Below are 18492 nucleotides of genomic sequence, written 5' to 3' on the forward strand. Positions count from 1 at the left end.
TTATGGCCGACACCAACAACAATTCTGATTTGAGTTGTTCTTTCTGCGGCAAGACCCAGATAGATGTGCAGCGTCTCATCGCCGGACCTGATGTTTATATCTGCGATGAGTGCGTCGCGCTGTGCAACGACATAATGGCTCAGGAAACCATCAGTGAAGAGTTCGAAGATGGGCGTCTTTTACCTCCGCAGGAGATAAAGACTTTACTCGACGAGTATGTCATCGGACAGGAACAGGCCAAAAAGATCCTTTCTGTGGCTGTTCATAATCACTATAAACGTGTCTTTTATGCTGCTGCCAATTCGGGCCCGGATGAGGTTGAGATAGACAAGTCAAACATCCTTCTCATCGGCCCCACCGGGTCAGGAAAAACTCTTCTTGCCCAAACATTGGCACGCGTCCTTAAGGTGCCGTTTGCCATCGCAGATGCCACAACTTTGACCGAGGCCGGGTATGTTGGAGAGGACGTAGAGAATATTCTAGTTCAGTTGCTCCAGAATGCCGATTACGACATTGACGCAGCAAGCCGTGGAATCATCTACATTGATGAGATCGACAAGGTCGCACGCAAAGGGGATAGCCCCTCGATTACTCGTGATGTTTCTGGTGAAGGTGTTCAGCAGGCACTGCTGAAGATAATAGAAGGAACTGAAGCGAATATTCCGCCCAAGGGTGGGCGTAAGCATCCACAGCAGGAATTTATCCGAATGGATACTTCCAACATCCTGTTTATTCTTGGTGGCGCGTTTATTGGGTTGGATAAGATAGTTCAGCAGCGTAAATCCGGCTCGGGCATGGGATTTGGTGCCAAGGTTGAGGCAAAAAAGGAAATGGATCTTGGTGAATCCTTTGCTCTTTCCGAGCCTATGGACCTTATAAAATTTGGGCTTATCCCTGAGTTTATTGGGCGAATCCCAGTTCAGACCGCTCTTGAGGAATTAACTGAGGAAGACCTTGTCCGGATACTTCAGGAACCGAAGAATGCTTTGGTAAAGCAATACCAAAAGCTCTTTGAATTAGACAAGGTCGAGCTTCGCTTCACAGAAAATGCAATGACCGCTATTGCTCGTCAGGCTATCAGCCGGAAAACCGGTGCTCGTGGCCTTCGCAATGTTCTTGAGAAGACCATGCTTGAGATAATGTATAAGCTCCCGTCCCTTTCCGGGGTTCGGGAATGCGTCATTAATCAGGCTGTGGTTGATAATGGTATGGAGCCTTTGCTCCTGTATCATCAGGAAGTTAAAACCGCATAGTCGGTTGAAACTCTTTGTTTGACAATCGTTTCAGCGGTCTTATTTCAATTCATCGAAGGTATGCACTCACCTCGCACGGGGTGAGTGCATACCACATATATAACGCTCGGAGGAATAGATGCCGAATTTTGGTTTTGACGGCAAGAAATCCCCTGAAACCTTGACTCTTCCCATGATGTCTTTGCGGGAAGTTGTCATGTTTCCCCGGTCAATTGTCCCCTTATTTGTGGGGCGTGAAGCCTCTATTAAGGCTATTGAGACTGCTGTGGCTGATTATGGCAAACAAATTTTTCTGGTAACTCAAAAGTCTCCCGAGAAAGAGTATCCCGAAGCTGACGATCTCTATGAGCTTGGCGTCGTTAGTAAAATTTTGCAGATGCTTCGTTTACCAGATGGAACAATCAAAGTTCTGTTTGAAGGTGTTGCACGGGCTGTATGGGATCCCAAGGGGAGCCAGTTCAGTTATGACGAGAGTCTTGCTGACGAGTTTCCTCAAGCCTCTATAAATTACATTGAAGACCCCTTGAATACCTCGGTCGAGGGAGAAGCTCTTGTGCGCGCTGTACATGAGTCACTTGAGGAGTTCGGAAAGATAAACAAGAAAGTCGCACCAGAAGCAATTCTGGCCATGTCGACAATAAAAGACCCTGGGCAGCTTGCTGATCAGGTCATGCCTCATTTGAAGATTGATTTTGCCAGGAAGCAAGACGTTCTTGAAGAAATGGATTCTTCCAAACGATTGGAACGGGCTTATGAACTGCTTTTAGGTGAAATTGAAATTGTCTCCATTGAAAAACGTGTCAAGGGACGTGTTAAAGACCAGATGGAGAAGAATCAGCGCGAATATTATCTTAATGAGCAGTCCAAAGCTATCAACAAAGAGATGGGGCGCGAAGACGACCCTCAGGCCGAGGCAAAGGAATTGGAGGAACAGCTCCAGGCCAAGCCTATGTCTGAAGAAAATAGAGAACGTGTAGGGAAGGAACTCAAAAAGTTGCGCACGATGCAACCAAGTAGCGCCGAGTACACAGTTGTCAGAAATTATATTGATTGGGTTCTTGATCTGCCGTGGGACCAAGTTACAAATGACAGTGACGTTGATATAAAAGAGGCTCGGAGTATTTTAGATGAAGATCATTTCGGTCTTGAAAAGCCGAAAGAACGTATTCTGGAATATTTGGCCGTGCAAACTCTTGTCGATACCATGAAAGGACCAATTCTTTGTTTTGTTGGTCCTCCTGGTGTCGGTAAAACTTCCATCGCAAAGTCTATTGCCCGTTCCATGGGGAGAGAATTTTTGCGTATCTCTCTCGGTGGAGTTCGCGATGAGGCGGAAATTAGAGGACATAGGCGGACCTATGTCGGAGCCATGCCTGGAAAGATTATTCAATCTCTGAAGAGGGTTGAAAATAATAATCCCGTTATCTGTCTGGATGAAGTTGACAAGATGAGTGCTGATTTTCGAGGTGATCCCTCGGCAGCTTTGCTGGAAGTACTTGATCCTGAACAGAATAATGCTTTTAATGATCACTATCTTGATCTTGATTATGATTTATCCAAGGTCTTTTTCATCACGACGGCCAATCAGCTTGAGGGGATTCCTCTTCCACTGCAGGACAGGATGGAAATTATTCGGTTGCCAGGGTATCTTGAAACCGAAAAGGTCGAAATCGCCAAGGGGTATCTTCTTCCCAAGCAGATTGAGCAGCATGGTTTGAAGGCTGAAAATCTGAAGTTTTCTGACAATGCCATGCTTGATATTGTTCGTTACTATACTCGCGAGGCCGGAGTCAGAAATCTGGAGCGCGAAATAGCCTCAGTTTGTCGTAAATCTGCCATGCGGATTGTTGAGGATGACGATAGAGATAAAGTTATCCATATTTCGAAACAATCGCTGGAAAAGATGCTCGGAGTGACAAAATATTCTTATGGCGAGCGAGAAAAGGAAGCGCAGGTAGGAGTCTGTAACGGATTGGCCTGGACGCAACTTGGCGGAGAAATGCTGCTGGTCGAAGTCGCACTGATGCCTGGGCAGGGTAAAGTCGAGATAACTGGTAAACTCGGCGATGTCATGCAGGAATCAGCGCGCGCCGCCATCTCCTACATTCGAGCTCGTTCACATATGCTTGGCCTGAAACCCGACTTCAATACCAAGGTGGATGTGCATATACATGTTCCTGACGGAGCTACTCCCAAGGATGGTCCCAGCGCGGGAATAACGTTGACGACAGCATTGATTTCGGCCCTGTTGAATATTCCTGTTCGGCATGATCTGGCCATGACTGGCGAAATCACTTTACGTGGTCGTGTTTTACCAATCGGTGGGTTGCGCGAAAAGCTGCTTGCTGCTCACCGGGGATTGATTAAAACAGTCCTGATACCAGCTGAAAATGAGAAAGATCTTAAGGAAGTTCCCAAGGATATTCTGAAAGACCTCGAAATAATCCCAGTTATGACTATGGATGAGGTCATTGACAAGGCTCTTGATAATGGCGGTGAAACTGTGTTGATTAGTCAGCACAATGAGCCACCTTTATCTAATGATCTGCTTAAAGAAGAACAGCGTAAGCCTGCACACCAATAGATTATACACACCCATTGAGTGAGAAGCCGAACAGTTTACTGTTCGGCTTTCTTGTATGCTTAGGAGAGTTCTCCATGGTTAAAATAACGAAAGATATGATGCAGGCACTGGAGGAAGCTGCAGAGGGGCCGCCCTTCATGCATATTCGCCATATGGTGGTTTTGTGTTGGAGCTGCGCTTCTTGCCGACGATGGTGATATTTATGTTGGGTGTACTGTTGAAAATGCTGCATCTGGGTTAAATAATTGTGCTGAACGTTCTGCTTTTTTCCCGCAGTCTCTGATGGCAGGGGACGGGGTTGTTTTTCCGCATTGTTCATCCGGGTTCCAGGAGACTCTCCTTTGGCTCCTTCTGGGGCATGTCGTCAGGTCCTGCATGCATTTTTATCATCAGACACTGTTGTTTTTTTCTGTATGTGATTCTGGCGAAACCATTGTTTGGACTATGGAAGAATTATTACCCGATGCTTGTGTATTACCAAATCAATCTCGATAGACAGAATATCTCCCTGTCTCGTTATCATCAATTCTCTGATTTTGTAATTGAGCGTTACATCTCAGGTTTGGATCTGCTAGAATGAGTGCCTCCGATGTAAAAAGATGCTGCATATTTTAATTCTTTATAGAAAAAGATCAGGAGGTTGTCATGGCAGACGTAACCAGAAGAGAGAGGGCAATGGGGGCCGTACTAGGTCTTTTTGTAGGAGATGCGCTCGGATTGGGGCCTCATTGGTATTATGACCTTAAAGCACTCCGCGCTGACTATGGTGAATGGATTACTGATTATATGCCACCAAAAGAAGGACGCTACCATGATGGGTGTCGTGCTGGTGACATTTCTCAAACTGGTCAGGTGGCACTTCTTCTCCTGAAATCTTTGGCAGAGGAAGGAGAATATAAAGAAGAAAAATTTACCGCTCATCTTGATTCTTTTTTGGAAGGCTTGGACGGCACTCCAAAGAGTGGACGATATACCGATATTGCCATGCGCAAAGTTTGGGAAGCTCGGCACTCAGGGCTTGGGTGGAATGAAGCTGCGGGGCTCTCGGATACAGGTGAAGCGGCTATACGTGGTGTTGTGCTTGCAGCTCATTATGCCGATACACCACGTGAATTGGCAAAGTTAGCCGCAGGCAATATTCATTTGACTCATGCTGAGCCATTTGTCATGGCCCAGTCTCTCGCATTTATTCTTTCAGTATGTCGTTTGATCCGTGGGAAATCTTTGAAAAGTGCAGGTAAGTCATTGATGGGGTGGGGGCAACAAGTCGTTGATACAGCGCTGATGGATGTTTTTTTACAGCCTGCTTTCATTCATGACGCAGCTGCTGATTCAGAGATTGTTGTTGAACCTCCACATGCTATCTCTCAAATTTATGGATTGGCCTGTCAGATTGGTTTTTTGGCCCCTGCCGCATATTGGCTTTCTTGCCGTTATGCCAATGATTTTGAATATGCTGTTTTGGCAGCCATCAATGGGGGAGGTAACAATATGGCTCGAGCCAGTATGACTGGAGCGCTTGCTGGGGCAACTGTTGGAATTCAGGGAATCCCTTTGCGCTTCCTCGATGGGCTTAGCGATAAAGACGAAATCTTGAACTATGCTGAAAAAGTGACTGCACTATTTGATGAATGACGAAAGCAAGTTGAAAACGTTTGGATAATGCAAAAAACGCTTTATATTTTGCAGCCGAAGCTTGGGAGTCAATCCTTTGAATGGCTCTGGATAGTACACGATCTTTAGTGCAGACTTCAGTTTATGATAACGTGATTGTGTCTCTTCAGGATGCCGATATATTGGATTCCCTCCATGACTTTTTTGTCATCAATGGTTTAAAAATAAAAAAGAGCCTGAGATATATCCCAATTCCAGGGATGAGGGGGGGGGAGAAGGGTATTATGAAAGTGGTATCTTTTTCTAAAGAAGAGGGGCCTCCGGAGAGGCCCTTTTCTTTATTGTATTTTTGATGTGATATTATTTTTTATCCATGTTCCATCCCACCATTCAATAGGTTGGACAGGGGTACCGCCTACAATGACTCCATAGTGTAGGTGATCACCTCCTGCTAGTCCTGTGGTGCCAGTATGCCCGAGTATATCACCTTTTGCTATCGAGTCACCCTGATTGACGGAAAGTGAACTCATGTGAGCGTAGAGAGTTTGGAGTCCTAGTCCATGATCCAGGACTACAACGTTTCCATAGATTCCCAGAAAATCTGCATAGACAACGACACCATCATTTGCAGCCGGGACAGGAGCATGCTTCAGACTTGCAAGGTCAAGCCCCAAGTGTGTTTGAGCATCGACTTTTTTCCCTTTGTACATATAGTCGCGCGCGTCCGCAAAGCGTGCTCTGTTAGCTGCATTCGGCAGACGTTTAAAAGTACCGTGCCATAACATTGTCGATGACGTTTGGCGGCTGAGTTCAACCAGTTTTGCTCGATTTTGCTTACGCATTGTATTGTTTATGTAGAGATACTGTTCCAGAGCTGTTCCATTGGTATTAGGCAGCAAGCCTTGAAATTCAGGGACAGTCCGTTCCATGAAAGAGTCTGATAAATTGATTTTATCTTTTCGAAAATGTCGAGCATTAGCGTGAAAGTTGAAGGATCTTTCCACCTCATTGCCAGCTTTGTCATTGGCACTGATAACTGGAGAGAACTGGCTTGGAGGTGTATCCCACGGGATAGTAAAAAGACAATAGTAGAGATGTTCATTGCCTGTAGCCGGTTGCAAATAGGCAGGGAAAAAACGATCTCCAACGTGAATTCCTGTTTCTTCAGCTACTTCGCTAAGAGTGTAGACCATGAGACCGCTACCACCTTGATTTAGATTGGTGGTGTGGGTTTGTATGAATATACGCGGGGGAGTTGCATCATAGGCAAAGAGTTTTTCATTGCTCGAAGTACCTGCTTTTCCGAAGGGATAGAGGGAGGCATCCTGCGCTTTAACTTGAATCAGAAATTCGCCTTCTTGTAATTCGTTTTTTGCAAGATCAAGAATTTCTTCGGTCTGAGTAACCCCACCGGGGTAACTTTTCTTAATCAGTGGGATGGTTTTCCCATTTTGCAGGGCGCTGATTTCAACAGATTTCAAGCCACTTCCTGGATCATTCAGTCCTATGGTAATCTGAGATCCTTTGCCCACGTTCGTTTCTTCGGGGCTGATGGTTATTTCCGGGGGGAGGGTATCCTTGAAAAGCAAAAAAGCACCTGCTCCGAGAGCCAGAAGGATAATGATTGTTGTCAGAGCAAGGGGAAATATCGTTTTGTTTTCTTTTTGCATTGAGCTGATATCTCTTAGGTCAAGATGTTTATATTTTGCATTAGTCTAGACTATTTCTATACCTATATACGACAGGACACAAGTGATCGATGGGGAAAAAACTTCTTGTTGATGGCGATGAGAGTATCTATGTGGTCATTCTTCAATCTGGACTTGTAATGTCTCCATAAGATTGATCGTGAGTCGAAGAAAGTCTGCTTCTGTTACAATTCCTATGAGTTTCCTGTTTTCAATCACAGGTAAGCAGCCATACTTGTGGTTGAGTATGGTTTGCGCGGCATCTCTGAGTGTCGTTTCTCCATTGACAGTCGCGATATCGGTTTGCATGACTTCTCTTATGGGGATACCGGCATCAATCTCTTTTTGTGTTTCGGGATCAAGTTCGGCCAGTTGCGATATAGTCGCTGACAAGATATCTCGATGGGTTATGAGACCTGCGAAATTATTATCAACAGTGACAATAGGAATATGTCTTATCCGTTGTAAGGCCATCAGTGAGCGAGCGCTATATAAGGAGTCGTTTTCCTTGAGCGAGAATACAGGATGAGTCATCAGGTCCTTTATCTTAAGCATGCGAATCCTCCAATTTTTTGCGCATTGTAAATGTTCATGAAACACAAGATCATGTCAAGATGGGGATAGCGAAAATGGGAGGAGCCCTCGCCTGTCGGTTGACTTTGTCCGCAGAATCTGGTCAGCATCCCGCAGGCGAATTTTCTTTGCGCCTGGCTAGCCGCAATACAAGGAGTTTTCATGGTTGATCCGGTGAGATCGAGGGAACGCATGGTGCGTGAGCAGATCGAAGCGCGGGGCGTCTCCGATCGGGCGGTTCTCGATGCACTGCGAACTCTTCCGAGGCATCTTTTTGTCGAGGAAGCCCTTGCATATAAGGCTTATTCAGACGGCCCTCTCCCTATCGGAGAAGGGCAAACAATCTCTCAACCCTTCATTGTTGCATTGATGTCCGAGATGCTTCAGGTCCAGCCCGGAATGCGAGTGCTCGAAATAGGGACGGGGTCAGGTTACCAGGCTGCAGTCCTGGCAGACATGGGGGCAGATGTCTACACGGTCGAGCGGATTAAAAAGTTGTTTTTTGCGGCCCGTAAGCGTTTTATGGACATGAGGATGTTTTCAGTCAAGCTGAAGCTTGATGATGGGACTATGGGCTGGCCGGAAGAAGCTCCTTTTGATCGTATCATAGTAACGGCAGGTGGACCTGAGATACCAGAGCCGCTTATTGATCAATTAGCTGATCCGGGGCGTTTGATTATTCCGGTTGGTGGTTCAAAAAGATATCAGGAGTTGATTCTCATCGAAAAAAAAGATGGCGAAGTGATTCGAACGAATAAAGGTGATGTGGCCTTTGTTGATTTGGTTGGGCAACATGGTTGGTAACAGTTTCGATTCAATGAAAAAGTTGACCTATAAAGAAGCCTTTTTCAAGACCCCTGGCCCGCGTGATTTCAAAGGTGGCATTCTGCTTTGGTCAAAAGGTATATGTATGGGGGGAGCCGATATTATTCCGGGAGTTTCTGGCGGAACTATTGCTTTTATAACAGGTATTTACACACAGTTAATTGATGCCATTCGTTCTTTTGATCTTAATTTTGCTCGTAGAGTGATATCGTTAGATTTTAGGGAAGCCTTGGCTCTCGTTCACGTCAGATTCCTTTTTTGCCTCCTTTTTGGCATCCTGACTGCGATTATTTGCATGGCAAGCGTCATGCATTTTATGCTCAGCAGTTTTCCGGTCGAAATCTGGTCTCTGTTTTTTGGCCTTATCGTTGCTTCCATATATGTCGTCGGGCGTGAAATTCAATATTTAAAGATTCAGTCTATTGGATTTGTCTTTGCCGGGTGTTTTTGTAGTTATTTCTTGGTTGGGATGATCCCTGTGTCGACGCCTGAGACTATGCCATTTATTTTTTTCTGTGGGGCAATCGCCATCTGTGCCATGATCCTCCCAGGTATCAGTGGCGCTTTTTTGCTCTTACTGCTCGGGAAGTATGAGTATATAACAGGGATGCTCAAGAATCCCTTTGTCGCTGATCACCTCCTTGTTTTAGTGGTTTTTGCAACAGGTGCTGTCGCTGGGATACTCTTTTTTTCCCGAGTGATTCATTATTTGCTCCATAGGTGGCATTCTGCGACAATTTGTATGTTAACGGGATTCATGCTCGGTGCTTTGAGAAAGGTCTGGCCGTGGAAAGAAACTCTCGAATCCATAGTCATCCGAGAAAAAATCCATATTCTACGGGAGCAGAACGTTCTTCCTGCACTCGATGAACAATTTTTTATCGCCTTAGGTTTGGCTATAGCCGGGGCAGTGACTGTTTTATTGTTGGATAGACTGTCTCGTGGTGGTCGTTGAGGGAAAGAGGCAAAAGGTTTTCAAAAAAGTGAGATATTGAAATGAGTGGTTGCAGTTCGGGTTCCTGCGGGGGAACCAAGACCAAAGAGAGCGCGAAGAAGCAGATTCAGGATGAGATGATTAAATCCACTCTGGAAAAAATCAAATATAAGCTCTTTGTCATGAGTGGTAAGGGCGGAGTCGGCAAAAGCTCGGTTTCAGTCAATATCGCAGCGGCTCTGGCTGCAAAGGGATTCAAGGTTGGCATTTTGGATGTTGATATCCATGGTCCCAGTGTGCCGACCCTGTTGGGCATTTCAGGTACTCTGGATATGGATCGAGGGTCATTGGTTATTCCAAAAGAATACAATGAAAATCTTCATATCGTTTCAATGGAATCACTGCTCAAGGATCCAGATCAAGCTGTTTTGTGGCGTGGCCCCATGAAAACTTCAGCCATTAGGCAGTTTATTTCCGACGTCCAATGGGGTGAACTCGATTTTCTTGTTATTGATTCGCCTCCCGGAACAGGAGATGAACCCATGACCGTTTTAAAGAATATTCCTGAAGCGTTGGCGGTGGTAGTGACAACGCCTCAAGAGGTTTCGTTGTCTGATGTCCGTAAGTCCATTAACTTTCTTCAGTACGCTCAAGCGAACATACTGGGGGTTGTCGAGAATATGAGTGGTCTGGTCTGTCCTCACTGTCATGAGTCCATTGACTTATTCAAACGAGGAGGGGGGCGTGATCTAGCCGAAAAATACGGGCTTGATTTTCTCGGCGCAATTCCTCTGGACCCGGCTACTGTCATTGCTGGCGACTTGGGGACGCCTGTGGTACTCCTCAATGAAGATTCATATGCAAAAAAGGCTTTCCTTGCTCTCGCAGACACCATTGCAGACTCTGCCCTAAAAAGTTTTGAAGCTGCATCGACCTCACACGATTAAGCGAATTTATCATGAACAAAGAAATATTCAATTTGCCGAACTGTTTGACTATGACTCGAATTCTTGCCGCGCCATTTGTCGTTTTTCTCTTGTATCTTGAAATGTGGTTTCAGTTCAGGATTGGTTCCTACTGTGCTTTTGGTGTGTATTTTCTGGCATGTATGACAGATTACTTTGATGGTCGAATTGCCAGAAGTCAGAATATAATTACGACACTTGGCAAGTTCCTTGACCCATTGGCGGACAAGTTGCTCATAGGGTCTGTTTTTATCATGTTGGTTCGTCTCGGGCCAGAATGGAAAGTGCCTGCCTGGATAGTCATAATCATTATCTGTAGAGAGTTGGCAGTGACAGGTATGCGTGCTATCGCCGCGGAAATGGGGCAGGTTGTCGCCGCAGATAAATACGGGAAAGCCAAAACACTGGCGCAAAGCCTCGCTGGAGGATTTTTAATATTCCATTATCCGCTTTGGGGTTGGGATCCTCGTCCGATTGGGCAAGGTCTCCTGTGGCTTGCTTTAGTTTTGACTGTTTTTTCGGGTGGGAATTATCTGTACAATTTTTATAAAAAGTGGTTAAAAAGTACTGAGAATTGATTAGAAAAACGGTGTGTACTATGAACGAATCGAGCTCCGTGAGTTATCTCGTCCGAATAACAAACTGCCTTCAAACCATTTTGGAATTGGAGTCGCAGCTTGAGAAGTTGGAGCATGGGAACTCTCTCCTTGACGAATTCATCGTCCTTAAATCCTTTTTGGAAAAGATAGATAGAGTAGATTTGAGTGAAGCTGATGTCGAGCGCATTGAAGTGGCAACTGCAAATTTTCTTAAGGAGTTGCAGGTGCCTTTAGCGAAAAGCAATTTTCACGATCAAGTCAGGCGTAGGCTTCAGTAGCTATCATGAAAGGACGTGTTCTCATTGTCGCCCTTCTGCTCCTTATCAATCTTCTCTTGCTCTTTCGTTTGATTTGGAGTGATCAGGGTGTTTTTGCTTATTGGGAGCTTAAAAACAGATATGAGACATTGCAGGTCAATATCAACGATGTGGACAAGCAGAGTTTGGATTTGAGTCAAGAAATACGTCGATTGAAATCCGATAAGGCTTATCAGGAAAAGGTTGTTCGCGAAAGAATGAATTTTGTGAAAAAAGACGAGGTCTTATACATATTCCCGGACGAGGCCGTCAACCCCGGTGGAGAGGGTGCTGATGAGTAAAAAGATTGAATGGTATCAAGAAGTTCTTTCCCTAGAACCCGGATCGCGGGTTTTTTTCCCTTTGGCAAAATTATTTGTTGAAAACGGTATGCCTGAAGATGCAGTCATTGCTCTACGGCGGGGATTGGACAGACATCCGGACTACCTTGAAGCCAGAATGCTTCTTGTCGAGTTATTGACCGAGTTGGGACGAGAGGAAGAAGTTCACGAACAACTCAAACGGGTTATCACTCCCTTACAGGATTATCCTGCTTTTTGGCGTGGATGGGCGAGAAGCCTCCCAGAAAATCAAAGAGATCTTGCCGTTTTTCTGATGCTTGTTTCGTCGAATCTTATGGGAGATACGATCAAGTGGACTGATGTTGTTTTTGAAGGCATAAGCACTTTAGCCAAACGGTTGGTAGGAGCACCTTTGCCTCCGCCTTGTGATACCCGTTCTTCATCTCTTCAGCCTCATGTAGAAGCGGACAGCCATACCTCCTCTGATTTTGACGAACCAGAGCCCCCCAGGCCGAGGGCAGGGGCCTATCGAACCAAAACGATGGCTGACCTGCTCGCTTCCCAGGGTGATGTGAATGGAGCACTGGAAATTTATCGCGAATTGTTGCATTCAACTCTTTCCGACGACAGGCGTGCTGAGTTGAGCAAGCGAATCACCGAGCTTGAATCAGACACTGGAAATGAAAGCGAAGCCGACAGGCAGGAAGATGCTTTTAGTGTCCATGCCAAAAATCGTTTGATCAGTACTCTTGAAACGCTTGCTTCTCGTTTTGAAGCAAGAATTCAGAATTAACCAATTCACCAATTACGACGGGCATCGGTCATGGGTGTCCGTTGTTTTATTTATGGTACTAATATGAGATATATTTGTTTACTAGTAATAGGGCAGCTTTTTCTGACGGCTGGTTGTGGAATGTGGACTTCTACGAAAGAATACGCCAAGGATTCATGGGGAACGACAAAGGCATATATTGATCCACCACCGCAAATTGATGTTGATAACTATCAGTTTGAAAGTCCCAACCAGGAAAAATTGGCTCGTTTATTCACTCCTGTTGATGGCCCACTGACTTCGCTGTCTCGTTTTGTTGATGACAAGGACACACTGCCGGGAGTTGATTGGCTTGACCTCTTGTTGGCGCGCTTCCCATGGGTTAGTCGTGTCCTGGTTACCGATGAAAATGGAACTATTATTTTTATGCAACCGGAAATCCCGGTAAAGAAAATTTCCAAGCCTCTTGTTTTTAAGGGAGTCTGGCGTGATATCCAGCTTCTGACTGTGGTCGATTATTCTGACCTCGGGCCTGAGTTATATATAGGCCGTCCTTATTTTCAGGATACCCGTTTTAATGGTCTGATTGGAGTGGGGTTTGATCCGCGTGCATTATTGTCGTTGAGTCCTGAACCCAGTAAGCTGATTATCATTCACCCAGGAGGCGGCGTGTGGTCTCGTGGGGCTGATATCGACAAAGAGGCGCTTCTGGCAGTGCCGTGGAAGGAACTTTTGAAGGAAAATGTTTTTGGGCAGATCAAGGTCGGAGAGAAACATTATACTTGGTTGGCCCGTTATGTGGGGAAAGACCCTTATGTTTACGCCACAGAAAGTGTTGCTCCCGAGGCTGATGTCGACTCTTGGTGGTCTTTTTAGTGTTTTCCATTTCTGATTCATACTAACACGGGTAAAGGAAGAAGGAATGTCACAGCAAGTAACGGTTACAGAGCATATTCTCCTGCATCAAAAAATGATACCAGGAGCAACTGGGCAGTTTACACGCCTTTTTAATGAATTGGTTCTCTCGGCTAAAATTATTGCGCGTGCAGTGAACAAAGCAGGCCTTGTCGATGTGCTGGGCTTTACCGGTGATATTAATGTACAAGGCGAAGAAGTCAAAAAACTCGATGAATATGCGAATCGAATTCTGATTCACCGACTTTCGCGTTCAGGTGTGCTCTGTGCTATGGCCTCTGAAGAAAACGCTGATATTATAGAGGTTCCGGAGAATTTTCCGCGTGGAGATTATATTATAATTTTTGATCCACTTGATGGCTCATCCAATATTGATGTGAATGTCAATATTGGGACGATTTTTTCAATTTTCAAACGTCGATCCAATTCGGATGCAGCTTTGCTTTCGAGTGATGTTTTGCAAAAGGGGAGCGAACAGGTTGCTGCCGGGTATATACTCTACGGCTCTTCAACCATGTTGATTTTTTCTACTGGTGACGGAGTACACGGTTTTACACTTGATCCCAGTGTGGGCGAATTCATTTTGTCTCACCCGAATATTCGTATACCTGAGCAAGGTAAAATATATTCTGTGAATGAAGGATATGAACGTTATTGGGATAGGGATACGAAAAAAGCTCTGTCATATTTCAAATCACCAAAAAACGCCTTGAGAAAGCCGTATAGTGGGCGGTACATCGGCTCTCTTGTCGCAGATTTTCACCGTAACTTGTTGTACGGTGGTATTTTCATGTACCCCGCAGATTTGAGAGATCCTAAAAAACCATGGGGTAAGCTGCGGTTGACCTGTGAATGCAATCCTATGGCTTTTATTGTTGAAAAGGCCGGTGGCTTGGCTATCGATGGATTGAAACGGATTCTGGACATTGAGCCTGAGCATTTGCACCAACGTGCTCCATTTTTTTGTGGTTCAGCCAAAGATGTTCAAGTTGTCCAAGAGATTTTTGAAGCCGAAGCCCGGAGAAAAAAGAAAAAGTAATGCTGACGCTTGGAATTGAAACATCATGTGATGAGACAGCAGTTGCTTTAGTTGAGGATGGGAAACTTCTCTGTGAGAAATTGGCCACACAGATAGATGTCCATGCGCTCTTTGGTGGGGTGGTGCCGGAAATAGCCTCACGTGAGCATTTGCGTGTCTTGCCGTGTCTTTTCCAGGAGCTTCTCGTTGAAACCGGTATTCTGGCAAGCGATATTGATAATGTCGCCGTTGCCAGGGGGCCAGGGTTGCTTGGGAGCCTCCTCGTGGGTGTGAGTTTTGCCAAGGGATTAAGTTTGGCTACAGGGGCGACACTTATTGGTGTTAATCATCTTTGGGCGCATCTGTTGGCACCAGGACTCGTTGAAGAGCTTGCTTTTCCAGCGTTAGGGCTTTTGGTCTCCGGGGGGCACACTCATACCTATTTGATATCCTCACCGATCGAATTCGAGTTGCTCGGTCGGACACTGGACGACGCAGCTGGAGAGGCATTTGATAAGGTCGCGAAACTTTTGAATTTTCCTTATCCTGGTGGTCGTTTTATTGATATGCTGGGTCATGAGGCAGAGCCGGATACACGTCTCTTTCCTCGTCCCTATATTGACAACTCAAGTCTTGATTTCAGCTTTAGTGGGTTGAAAACTGCCGTCGCTCAATATGTTGCTTCTCACCCAGAATTGATATTTTCAGAAATGGCCGACACTGACGCTATCGAAGCTTTATCTAGTAATGAAAGACATAATTTGGCAACGGTCTGTGCTTCCTTCAATTGGAGCGTCGTCGAAACTTTGAAAATAAAGGTTGAGCGCGCTTTGCAGCAAACGAGAAGAGTGAAGAGCCTGGTCATTGCTGGAGGTGTTGCCGCCAATACAAGGCTTCGAAATACCATGCAGGAGTTTGCTGTTAAAAAATCACTTCAGTTGACATTGCCGGAGCTTGATTTATGTACAGATAATGGAGCCATGGTTGCCTATGCTGGTTCTCTTTTGATCGAAGCCGGATACAGTCATGGCCTTGATATCGAAGCTATCCCGAGAGGGCAGGTTGTCCCAATGGATTGGAAGGTTGGCAAAAGCGTCTGAGCAGGGTAATAAATACGTTAGCTGTTCTTGACAGCCGAGTGTGTAGGAACCTATTTTAAATAAATCTATTGAACATATGATGTTTTCCGCGAGTCTGGAAACATCGAATAAATACTACGATAATACGACGGCTGGGAGCCGGAAAAGGAGATTCAAATGGCACATCAGATTACGGACGGTACTTTTGATCAGGAAGTTCTGCAGAGTGAAATCCCTGTCCTTATTGATTTCTGGGCTCCTTGGTGCGGCCCTTGCCGTGCAATGGGACCTGTTATTGATGAATTGTCTGAGGAATATGCGGATCAGGTGAAGATTGTAAAAATGAATGTGGATGAGAACTCCGCTACTCCGGGTAAGTACGGTATTCGTGCCATTCCGACTTTGATCTTGTTCAAGGATGGAGAAGTGGTTGATCAGTCTACCGGGGCTGTCTCCAAGAGCAGCATCAAGGAAATGATTACCAAGAAGGCGCTGTAGTTACATGAAATCATATGACGCTGTAGTCATTGGAGGGGGGCCGGCAGGAATGACGGCTGCCCTTTATCTTTTGAGGGCTGGTGTCAAGACAGCCATGATTGAAAAACTTGCCCCTGGGGGGCAGGTCCTCATGACGGCGGAGATTGAGAATTATCCTGGTTTTCCTGAGGGACTTCAGGGTTGGGAGCTGGCAGATAAGTTTGCAGCGCATATCGAGAATGATGAATTGGATCGTATTAATGATGAGGTCCGTTCTATTGAACTCGGCACATCGCTTCATACCATTCATGTCGGCGAGCAGGTAGTCCAGACAAAAATGATCATTCTCGCAACCGGTTCTCGGTATCGTAAGCTTGGGATTCCAGGAGAAGAGCGATTGCTTGGGAAAGGCGTTTCTTATTGCGCCTTATGCGATGGGAATTTCTTTCGTGGTCAAGATGTTGCTGTTATCGGGGGAGGAAACTCCGCCTTGGAAGAAGCCTTGTATTTGGCTCGGTTGGTCAACAAGGTGTATCTCATTCATCGACGCGACGCTTTTCGTGGTCTTCTTTGTTATCAGGACAAGTGCCTTAATCATGAAAAAATCGAGGTTGTCCGTAATACCGTCGTCAATGAGATTGAGGGGGCTGATGAGGTTGAATCCTTGGCCTTATGCAATGTGAAGAGCAAAGAAAGCTCACATTTGAAGATTGATGCGGCATTTGTTTTTGTCGGTTTTGAACCTATTATGGATTTTGTCCCAGTGGAAGTCGAGCGGGATAAAAATGGTATCATAACAGACGTGGAAATGCGGACGAATATTCCTGGGGTTTTCGCAGCTGGTGATATCCGTTCAAAACTGTGCCGTCAGGTTGCATCCGCTGTTGGGGATGGTGCAACTGCGGCTAATGCCGCGTTCACATACCTCCAACAGTTCGGTATTTAGGAGTCCGCATGCGTTCATCGCGCGTTTTTGTGTCCATACTCGTGCTTTGTCTCGTGTCTGGTTGTGCACTGATTGATAAATTTTTTCTTCCTCCTCCAGATGATACTGCACAGGAACTCTATGAGGCCGGTATGGAATCCATGGGGGAAAAAGAATTTAGCACAGCGCAAGGGTATTTTACGAATCTTAAAGATCGTTTCCCGTTCAGTCCATATGCCCTGAAGGCCGAATTGGCTTTGGGTGATGCCTATTTTCTTGATGAAAAATATCAACTCTCTTTGGATGCATATAAAGAGTTTGAGGCTCTTCATCCCAGCAACTCAGAAATCCCATATGTTCTTTTCCAGATTGGAAAAGGTAACTATAATTTATTCAAATCAATTGATAGGCGTCAGGAAAATATCAAGGAAGGACTAGAGTATTTTTATCGTCTAGAAGAAACTTATCCTGACTCAAAATACGCGAAGACCGCGCGCGAGTTGATTGTGCAGAGTCGAAGAATACTCGCAGAGCATGAAGTTTATATTGCGGATTTCTTTTGGCGTACTGAACAATATGGCCCAGCATGGCATCGGTATCAGTATGTTGTTGAAAATTTTTCAGACATTAAAGATTTGCGGGATTATGCCAGAAAAAGGGCAGAGTATTCATATTTTGAGTATCAAAAGACGATCTCGGAAGAGGAACGTTTGCGTATTCAAGGAAGTTGGAAGCTCTGGCTTAAGGAGTGGCTATAAAACACAGGCGGTCTTCGACCGCCTTTTTATATTATGAAACATACATCTTTTTCTTTTCCAGACTGGATAAATGACTTCATTCCCGCGGATGAACTCTTTGCTCAGGCATACGATGGTATTGCCGATACTCAGCGGGCTTGGATGAAAACCGCCATTGCCCGCCTGTTTGACTGGTATGGCCCGCGCAAAGACACTTCCGGCCATGTGACCAGAATTTGGGATGCGGGCTTTAAAACCAGAACTGCCTATGAGGTCGTCGATTTTGCTGTTGTCCTTTTTGATGGTAGTCTTCAATCTCCCGCCCGATTGTTGGCAGCTTTGGTGCCGGCACTTGCAGGTGGGGTCAAAAATGTTCTGGCAATTCGTGTTTCAGCACAACCTCCCTGGCGCGAAGCTCTTTTAACCGGACTTGAATTGGCGGGGCAGGAACTGGTGGTTGATATGACGGATGTCCAAGTCCGTCGTTTGTTCAATGAGTTGAGAGATTCAAACCATACCGGAGCCGTGACGGTTCTTGGGCCTAAAGCCGCTGTGATCAAATCTTCCGAGCTTCAGGCTGCATCTCGTCTTTCTTTTTGGCGCCCCCGGTTTAGTCGAGCTGCCACCGTTTGGATGGATAAGACTGCTCCATTTGATCTGGAAACCCTCGCTTTCATTCATCCCGATATCATTTTTAGTGTCTTTGGTGCTGAGTGTGAGATGCCCACTGATAATTTTTCATATGAAGGTGCCGATTTTGGTGATTGTCTCAATGCTCTTATTGATGTCGCTTACCTTCCCGATGCCCGACTTCCCGATGCCCTCAACCGGGCAAAGTTGATTCTTGGTCCTGGGCAGGAGGGGTGTTGGATTTGGCCTGATCTACACCCTGAACACTTCCAATTTCATACTACAGCCTGGACCCTCGGAGGCTAA

General features: G+C 45.6%; 20 protein-coding genes. 18 read left to right on the top strand and 2 right to left on the bottom strand.

What is annotated here, in order from left to right; translation table 11 throughout:
* Positions 1 to 2: 2 nt before the first annotated feature.
* The 4 genes from clpX to BN4_RS01615 all read left to right on the top strand — a co-directional run bounded on the left by clpX (position 3) and on the right by BN4_RS01615 (position 5804).
* Entirely contained in the window at positions 3 to 1253 is a 1251-nt protein-coding gene (clpX, locus tag BN4_RS01595) for an ATP-dependent Clp protease ATP-binding subunit ClpX (RefSeq protein WP_015413595.1), read from the top strand.
* A 118-nt stretch (positions 1254 to 1371) separates the two neighbouring features.
* Positions 1372 to 3837, top strand: a complete 2466-nt coding sequence (gene lon / locus BN4_RS01600; protein WP_015413596.1) for an endopeptidase La — start codon at positions 1372 to 1374, stop codon at positions 3835 to 3837.
* Between the two features lie 645 nt (positions 3838 to 4482).
* Complete coding sequence (locus BN4_RS01610; protein ID WP_015413598.1) at positions 4483 to 5472, top strand: ADP-ribosylglycohydrolase family protein; 990 nt, start codon at positions 4483 to 4485, stop codon at positions 5470 to 5472.
* An 80-nt stretch (positions 5473 to 5552) separates the two neighbouring features.
* Entirely contained in the window at positions 5553 to 5804 is a 252-nt protein-coding gene (locus tag BN4_RS01615) for a hypothetical protein (RefSeq protein ID WP_041720084.1), read from the top strand.
* On the opposite strand, the gene BN4_RS01620 is transcribed toward BN4_RS01615, so the two are convergent.
* Together BN4_RS01620 and BN4_RS01625 are read right to left on the bottom strand one after the other, a co-directional pair.
* A complete protein-coding gene (locus BN4_RS01620; RefSeq protein WP_231856564.1) occupies positions 5790 to 6932 on the bottom strand; it encodes a M23 family metallopeptidase in 1143 nt (380 codons plus the stop codon). The two genes, BN4_RS01615 and BN4_RS01620, sit on opposite strands and share 15 nt — an antisense overlap.
* Before the next feature lie 324 nt (positions 6933 to 7256).
* Positions 7257 to 7694 carry a CBS domain-containing protein gene (locus tag BN4_RS01625; protein ID WP_015413600.1) on the bottom strand — a complete coding sequence of 146 codons (438 nt, stop codon included), beginning with the start codon at positions 7692 to 7694 and terminating at the stop codon, positions 7257 to 7259.
* 180 nt (positions 7695 to 7874) lie between these two features.
* On the opposite strand from BN4_RS01625, the gene BN4_RS01630 reads away from it, so the two are divergent.
* The 14 genes from BN4_RS01630 to BN4_RS01695 all read left to right on the top strand — a co-directional run bounded on the left by BN4_RS01630 (position 7875) and on the right by BN4_RS01695 (position 18492).
* Positions 7875 to 8516, top strand: coding sequence for a protein-L-isoaspartate(D-aspartate) O-methyltransferase (locus tag BN4_RS01630; RefSeq protein ID WP_015413602.1), 642 nt, complete (start codon positions 7875 to 7877; stop codon positions 8514 to 8516).
* Complete coding sequence (locus tag BN4_RS01635; protein WP_015413603.1) at positions 8506 to 9492, top strand: DUF368 domain-containing protein; 987 nt, start codon at positions 8506 to 8508, stop codon at positions 9490 to 9492. Before BN4_RS01630 ends, BN4_RS01635 begins: the two co-directional genes overlap by 11 nt.
* A 41-nt stretch (positions 9493 to 9533) precedes the next feature.
* Positions 9534 to 10418, top strand: coding sequence for an Mrp/NBP35 family ATP-binding protein (locus BN4_RS01640; RefSeq protein ID WP_015413604.1), 885 nt, complete (start codon positions 9534 to 9536; stop codon positions 10416 to 10418).
* An 11-nt stretch (positions 10419 to 10429) separates the two neighbouring features.
* Entirely contained in the window at positions 10430 to 11014 is a 585-nt protein-coding gene (gene pgsA, locus BN4_RS01645; protein ID WP_015413605.1) for a CDP-diacylglycerol--glycerol-3-phosphate 3-phosphatidyltransferase, read from the top strand.
* A gap of 20 nt (positions 11015 to 11034) precedes the next feature.
* Complete coding sequence (locus BN4_RS01650; protein ID WP_015413606.1) at positions 11035 to 11313, top strand: hypothetical protein; 279 nt, start codon at positions 11035 to 11037, stop codon at positions 11311 to 11313.
* A 5-nt stretch (positions 11314 to 11318) separates the two neighbouring features.
* Entirely contained in the window at positions 11319 to 11633 is a 315-nt protein-coding gene (locus BN4_RS01655) for an FtsB family cell division protein (RefSeq protein ID WP_015413607.1), read from the top strand.
* The gene (locus BN4_RS01660; protein ID WP_015413608.1) at positions 11626 to 12426 is read left to right on the top strand and encodes a tetratricopeptide repeat protein; all 801 of its coding nucleotides are present in this window, start codon (positions 11626 to 11628) and stop codon (positions 12424 to 12426) included. The genes BN4_RS01655 and BN4_RS01660 overlap by 8 nt, the downstream gene beginning before the upstream one ends.
* Positions 12427 to 12546: 120 nt before the next feature.
* A complete protein-coding gene (locus BN4_RS01665) occupies positions 12547 to 13281 on the top strand; it encodes a hypothetical protein (RefSeq protein WP_231856565.1) in 735 nt (244 codons plus the stop codon).
* Between the two features lie 46 nt (positions 13282 to 13327).
* Positions 13328 to 14359 carry a class 1 fructose-bisphosphatase gene (gene fbp, locus BN4_RS01670; protein ID WP_015413610.1) on the top strand — a complete coding sequence of 344 codons (1032 nt, stop codon included), beginning with the start codon at positions 13328 to 13330 and terminating at the stop codon, positions 14357 to 14359.
* Positions 14359 to 15438, top strand: a complete 1080-nt coding sequence (gene tsaD / locus BN4_RS01675) for a tRNA (adenosine(37)-N6)-threonylcarbamoyltransferase complex transferase subunit TsaD (protein WP_015413611.1) — start codon at positions 14359 to 14361, stop codon at positions 15436 to 15438. Before fbp ends, tsaD begins: the two co-directional genes overlap by 1 nt.
* A gap of 156 nt (positions 15439 to 15594) precedes the next feature.
* Positions 15595 to 15915, top strand: coding sequence for a thioredoxin (gene trxA, locus BN4_RS01680; RefSeq protein WP_015413612.1), 321 nt, complete (start codon positions 15595 to 15597; stop codon positions 15913 to 15915).
* A gap of 4 nt (positions 15916 to 15919) precedes the next feature.
* On the top strand, positions 15920 to 16840 hold the full coding sequence (gene trxB / locus BN4_RS01685; protein WP_015413613.1) for a thioredoxin-disulfide reductase: 921 nt from the start codon (positions 15920 to 15922) through the stop codon (positions 16838 to 16840).
* 8 nt (positions 16841 to 16848) lie between these two features.
* Positions 16849 to 17577, top strand: a complete 729-nt coding sequence (locus BN4_RS01690; protein ID WP_015413614.1) for an outer membrane protein assembly factor BamD — start codon at positions 16849 to 16851, stop codon at positions 17575 to 17577.
* Positions 17578 to 17610: 33 nt separating this feature from the next.
* Entirely contained in the window at positions 17611 to 18492 is an 882-nt protein-coding gene (locus tag BN4_RS01695; protein ID WP_015413615.1) for a hypothetical protein, read from the top strand.

It is taken from the genome of Pseudodesulfovibrio piezophilus C1TLV30 (genome assembly GCF_000341895.1).
Lineage (GTDB): Bacteria > Desulfobacterota > Desulfovibrionia > Desulfovibrionales > Desulfovibrionaceae > Pseudodesulfovibrio > Pseudodesulfovibrio piezophilus.